The 6209-nt window shown below is 34.0% G+C and carries 2 protein-coding genes and 1 pseudogene; all 3 read right to left on the bottom strand.

Annotation, left to right across the window (positions count from 1 at the left end; translation table 11 throughout):
• Positions 1 to 418: 418 nt before the first annotated feature.
• Positions 419 to 1831 (bottom strand): annotated as a pseudogene (pyk, locus tag GMA11_RS04170) (pyruvate kinase); the annotation flags it as partial.
• Between the two features lie 12 nt (positions 1832 to 1843).
• Positions 1844 to 2806, bottom strand: a complete 963-nt coding sequence (gene pfkA / locus GMA11_RS04165; protein WP_163545962.1) for a 6-phosphofructokinase — start codon at positions 2804 to 2806, stop codon at positions 1844 to 1846.
• A 114-nt stretch (positions 2807 to 2920) separates the two neighbouring features.
• Positions 2921 to 6106, bottom strand: coding sequence for a DNA polymerase III subunit alpha (locus GMA11_RS04160; protein ID WP_163545961.1), 3186 nt, complete (start codon positions 6104 to 6106; stop codon positions 2921 to 2923).
• Positions 6107 to 6209 lie beyond the last annotated feature (103 nt).

Here is a 6209-nt window from a genome sequence, read left to right as displayed (position 1 = left end):
GGTCTAAACTATTGCGACCGTTGGTATGACTATAATAGGGAGAAGTAATCTCATAAATAAAGTTGAAATCAATTGATTTATCAATTTTACGTAGTAAATGGTCTTTTGGTACTAATTCGGACAATGTATTTAATATGATTTCATCATTTGGGTGAGTTTCTTTATAAAACATAGATTTTTTCCTCCTTTTTCTTATCTCTATTATACCACGTTTAAGCGTTATTATCGTATCAGACATTGTGGTACGAATGGCTTCGTTCTCGCACGTAGTAGAGAACGAGCGATGTATCGTGTACATCATGGTAAGCCGTACAACTTAACGTCTGATACGAAAAAAGACTGTCGACATTTTAATTTGTCAACAGTCTGAGGTAGTAAATAGCAAACGCTATTTACTACCTTTCTATTGCTTTTATTGTACTTCTTGTAGTTTCATCATGTTTGTTGTACCGGCTTCACCAACTGGTAAACCTGCTGTTACAATAATCACATCTCCAGATTTAGCAAATCCTAACTCTTTCACCACTTTGTCTGCTTCTGTAAAAATAGCATCTGTTGAAGATGGTTTTTCAACGTATACAGCTTGAACTCCCCATACAAGTGATAAACCTAATTGTGCTCTTTCTGAGAAAGTCAGTGCAATAATATTTGATTTTGGACGATATTTTGAAATCATACGTGCTGTATGACCTGAACTTGTTGCTGCAACAATTGTTTCAATACCTAAGCTACGTGCATTATGACCTACTGAACGTCCAATAGCTTCTGTAATATCTTGTTTAAATTGTTTCAATTTAAATACATCTTGATTTTCTAATGCCTGCTCTGTACGAACACAAATATTTGCCATTGTTTGAACAGCTTCTAATGGATAATCTCCGGCTGCTGATTCACCAGATAACATCACAGCATCTGTTCCGTCAAAAATTGCATTTGCAACATCTCCTGCTTCTGCACGTGTTGGACGTGGGTTGCGTTGCATTGAATCTAACATTTGTGTTGCTGTAATAACTGGTTTTCCAACCATATTACATTTTTTAATCAAAGCTTTTTGCACGATTGGTACATCTTCTGTTGGAATTTCAACACCTAAATCACCACGAGCAACCATCAATCCGTGTGATACAGCTAAAATTTCATCAATATTATCGACACCTTCTTGGTTTTCGATTTTTGGAATAATTTGAATATGTGTCGCATTTTCTTCTTCTAAAATCTTGATAATTTCTAATACATCGCTGGCACGACGAACAAAACTTGCTGCAATATAGTCAATACCATTTTTAATACCAAAACGAATATCGTCAGCATCTTTTTGTGTAATACCTGGTAAATTCACACTTACATTTGGTATATTGACACCTTTTTTATTTTTAATAACACCTGAATTTTCAACGATTGTCACAATATCTTTATTAAATGCATCAATCTCTGTCACTCTTAATGACACTAATCCGTCGTCTACTAAAATACGGCTACCAACAGTCACATCATTAATCAATTCTGGATAACTAACAGAGAAACGTTCTACTGTTCCTTCCACTTGTTCCATACTTACACGGACAATCATACCTGTTTCTAAAGCAATCGCTCCGTCTTTCATATCATGTGTACGAATTTCTGGTCCCTTTGTATCTAATAAAATAGCACATGGTTTACCTGCTATTTTTCTTGCTTCTTTTAACGCATTAAAACGTGCTAAATGTTCTTCATGAGAACCATGTGAAAAGTTAAAGCGTGCCACGTTCATACCAGCATCAATCATTTTCACTAATTGTTCAACAGTTTGGCTTGACGGACCTAACGTACAAACGATTTTTGTTTTTTTCATATTCAATCTCCTCTATCCTGAAATTTCTTTATTTAAGCGATACAAATCTAAGTTTGGTATATGTTTACCATGTTCAAGTGTTTCAATAATATCTGTATAAATGACTTTATCATCACGGATACCTACACATACGCCACCAATGCCCGCAAGTAATAAGTCCACGGCTTTCGATCCAAATAAACTTGCTAGAACACGGTCACGAGCTGTTGGAGAACCTCCACGTTGAATATGTCCTAAAACAGAAACACGCGTATGCTGTTCGCCATACTCTTTCAGTTTTTGAGCAAATTCATTTCCACCCATTACACCTTCTGCTAGAACAATCAATGTATGCTTTTTACCTTTTTGGCGTCCTTCTTTTAATTTAGCGACAATATCTTCCATCTCTGTATCCACTTCTGGAATAATGATTTGCTCTGCACCGCTACCTACACCTGCCCATAAAGCAATATCTCCTGCATTACGCCCCATTACTTCAACGATAAACGTACGTACATGACTTGTTGCTGTATCACGAATGCGGTCTAAAGCATCTAGTGCTGTATTAACGGCTGTATCAAATCCAATGGTGTAGTCTGTACCAGGAATATCATTATCAATGGTTCCTGGAATACCTACGGCTGGGAAACCATGTTTTGTCAAAGCAAGTGCTCCTCTATAAGAACCATCTCCTCCAATAACTACTAAACCTTCAATACCATATTTTTTTAATTGCTCAATACCTTTTAATTGACCTTCAACATTGGCAAATTCTGGATAACGAGCAGAGTATAATAGTGTACCACCTCTACTAATTGTATCGCTAACATCGCTCACACTCATTTGACGAATATCGCCTGCTACCAAACCAGCATAGCCATAATTGATACCATAGACTTCCATACCTTCATACAAGGCTTTACGTACTACTGCACGAACAGCTGCGTTCATACCAGGAGCATCTCCACCACTTGTCAAAACCGCAATACGCTTCATTGCTTTATCACCTCAAAAATTTTATTGTTGTTTTCATTCAATTTTCACAACTTCTTTTCTGTCACATCATATCATTTTTTTTTTTAAATGTCTTGTATTATTTGATTTTTTTATTTATTTTTTATTTTTTCTCAAGACCACATTTCCACTACCTAATAAATCTTCAACCTCTTTTTTGAAAGCGTCTTGAAAATAAACGTTGTACTTTTCAGGCATTTTTTTATAAACATCTGACTGACTAAAATAAACGACAACTTGTGTATGCCCAGGATGTTTCAATAATAATGCTTGAATATCTTTCAACATTGTACTATCTTCTATTTTTAAAAAGCATTGATTCTCTTTTTGTAAAAAAGCATCTACTGTCTCAAAACGTTGCACGATACATGTAAGTTCTTCTCTTTCTGTCCACTCAATTTTACCATGTACAACAATCAATTCATTTTCTTCTATATGTGACATATTCGCAACATACACTGTTGGAAATATGGTCATATTTACTTTTCCAAAGGCATCTTCTAAAACAGCAAACGCCATCCGTTTATTATTTTTAGTTGTAATTTTTTTGATTTTTCTTAAATAACCTAATAATATAACCTGCTGATGAGATACTATATCTGCTGTTTTTTGTAATTGTCCTGTTTGATAATATGGCATGAAGGCATCAAGTGCATCATTTGAAAAGGCATAACCTAAAATTTCTTTTTCTTTTTCTCGAATGGTATCCTCATCATATTCTTCAAGCCTTTCTTCTTTCAACGGTAAGATACCTAAAAATAAAGACGTATTATCTAAAACAGCATCAATACTTGATACAAGAGTTGCTCTTGTTTTACCAAAACAATCAAAAGCCCCAGAAAAAATCAATGTTTCCAAAATATCCTTTTTACAATAACGTTTATCCATACGCGACACAAAGTCTTCAAAAGATTGATATATGCCATGAGCAAAACGTTCTTTCACAATCGCATACCGTAAATCTTTATAAATACCTTGAATAGCCGATAGCCCAAATAAAATCGTTCCCTCACCTTGAACTGTATGCTCTATATGACTTTTATTGATATGAGGCAATAAAAATGTCACCCCATGTTGTTTGGCTTCCATTAAATAACTTGTAAATCGCTCACTTTTAGCATTAACATGCAATAATAATGCTAAATAAAAAGCATGTGGATAATGGGCTTTCATATAGGCTAACTGATAAGCTAATACCGAATAGGCAAAGGCATGTGATTTTGGAAAACCATAATTGGCAAATTTTTCAATATATTCATAAACAGTTGTGGCAATCTCTTTTGAATAACCGTTTTGAATAGCCCCCGTAATAAAATGCTCTTTTTCAGCAAGTAGAACATCTTTTTTCATTTTTCCAATAGCACGTCTTAACAAATCAGCTTGCCCTAATGAAAATCCTGCCATTTTATTTGCAATTTGCATGACTTGTTCCTGATATACAATAATACCATACGTTTCTTCTAAAATATCTTTTAAGTCATCATGAGGATAGACGACCAATTCTTTTTGATGCTTTCTATCGGCAAAATGAGGAATTTGCTGCATTGGCCCCGGACGATACAATGCATTGACAGCAGCTACTTCTTCAAGTGAATTTGGAGAAACAAATTGCAAGACACGTTTGATACCCGGTGATTCAAACTGAAAAATACCTTCCGTATCTGCTTTCCTAAAAATATCTAATGTTTTTTCATCTTGGAAATCAATATGCCATACATTAAATTGTGGATTTATTTTTTGTATTGCATTTTGAGCATCTGCTAAAATAGATAAATTTTTCAATCCTAAAAAATCCATTTTTAACAATCCAACTTGTTCCACATCTTGCATAGCAAACTGCGTTAAATGCAATGGCTCTGATTGTTGAATTGGAATAATGGTTGTTAAAGGTCTGTCACTAATAACTACACCTGCAGCATGTGTGGATACATGACGAGGCAATCCTTCAATTTTACAAGCTAAATCAAAAATCAGTTTGTTTTTCTCAGATTTTTCGACGAGTTTTTGCAAAGAAACAGATTGTTCATACGCTTGTTTCAGTGTTATTTTCAAACTATTTGGCACACTAGATGACCATTTTTTCAATTCTACTTGTGTACATCCTAATACTCTAGAAACATCACGCAAAGCTTGTTTCGCTGCAAAGGTTCCAAAAGTTGCAATTTGTGCCACTTTATCTGCTCCATATTTTTTCGCAACATATTGTAACATATCTTGACGTCTATTATCTGGAAAATCTAAATCAATATCGGGCATAGTATATCTTTCTGGATTTAAAAAACGCTCGAATAGTAACTGATTTTGAATAGGATCTACTTGTGTAATATTTAAACAATAAGACACTAATGAAGCAGCAGATGAGCCACGCCCTGCTCCTGTCATAATCCCCTCTTGATGTGCATACGTCATCAAATCCCAAACAATTAAAAAATAATCTGAAAATCCCATTTGATTGATAATTGATAATTCTTTTTCCAAACGTTCTTGATAAACAGGTAACTGTAGTCCTCTTTTTTCTAATCCAGCATAAGCAATCTGTCTTAATTCATCATAAGCATGCGTACTAAATTTTGGAAGTAGTGATTGATGTAAAGGAATATGCGTATCAATACTCTCATAAAATTGTTCTGTTTGATACAAAATATCAGAATACTCTCGAAAGTTTTCTTTAAATTGTTGTGCATAAGGTAAATAATCTGCTCCCGTTTGCCCTGTCATTGTTTCCTCAATAGTTGTATTATCTTCAATAGATTGTAATACTTTAAGTGTTAAATAATCTGTCGGGTTCAAATATTTCACAACACGATTGGCAATCGTATCAATTTGATACTCACGTGCAAGAGATATGTGTTTAGTGTCATCAGCATATACACTAATACGTAAAAATTTTTTATCAATATACTCACATAGATATGTCAGCTGTTCTCTTGTGATATTTTGTGTTGTTAAAAACGTAATATGCTGATAATTTGATAATTGCTTTACAGAAAATTGTTCTAGCAATAGTTGACTTGATAAATCAACGAGCTCTAAATATCCTTTTTCATTCATCGAAATAGCTACAAGAATCATTTGATCTATTGGAAATGTTAGTCCGATAATTGGTTTGACATGTTGTTTTTGACACTCATTAAAAAATGATACAGCACTGGATAAAGTTTGCCATTCACTTAATACAAGTGTTGTATACCCTTTTTCTTTTGCATCTGTCACATATTGCGATATAGATGTAGGACTTTTCAGCAAACTAAAGGCTGTCATCATTTGTGCTGGTGTAAACATATTTTGCCTCCTTTTTATTTGTCTTTCTTATTTTGTCACATTTTTGTCACTTCCTCAAGTTTTCTAGCATTTTTAAAAAAAATATCGTAAAATAAACATATTC

Origin of the sequence: Granulicatella sp. zg-ZJ (assembly GCF_010892355.1) — a bacterium.
Taxonomy (GTDB): Bacteria; Bacillota; Bacilli; order Lactobacillales; family Aerococcaceae; genus WM01.
This window is presented reverse-complemented; position numbering and strand designations above follow the sequence as displayed.

What these genes read in the sequence shown, in the direction of transcription:
- GMA11_RS04160 (WP_163545961.1), bottom strand. Translation starts at nt 6,106, where the DNA reads ATGTTTACACCAGCACAAATGATGACAGCCTTTAGTTTGCTGAAAAGT.
- pfkA (WP_163545962.1), bottom strand. Translation starts at nt 2,806, where the DNA reads ATGAAGCGTATTGCGGTTTTGACAAGTGGTGGAGATGCTCCTGGTATG.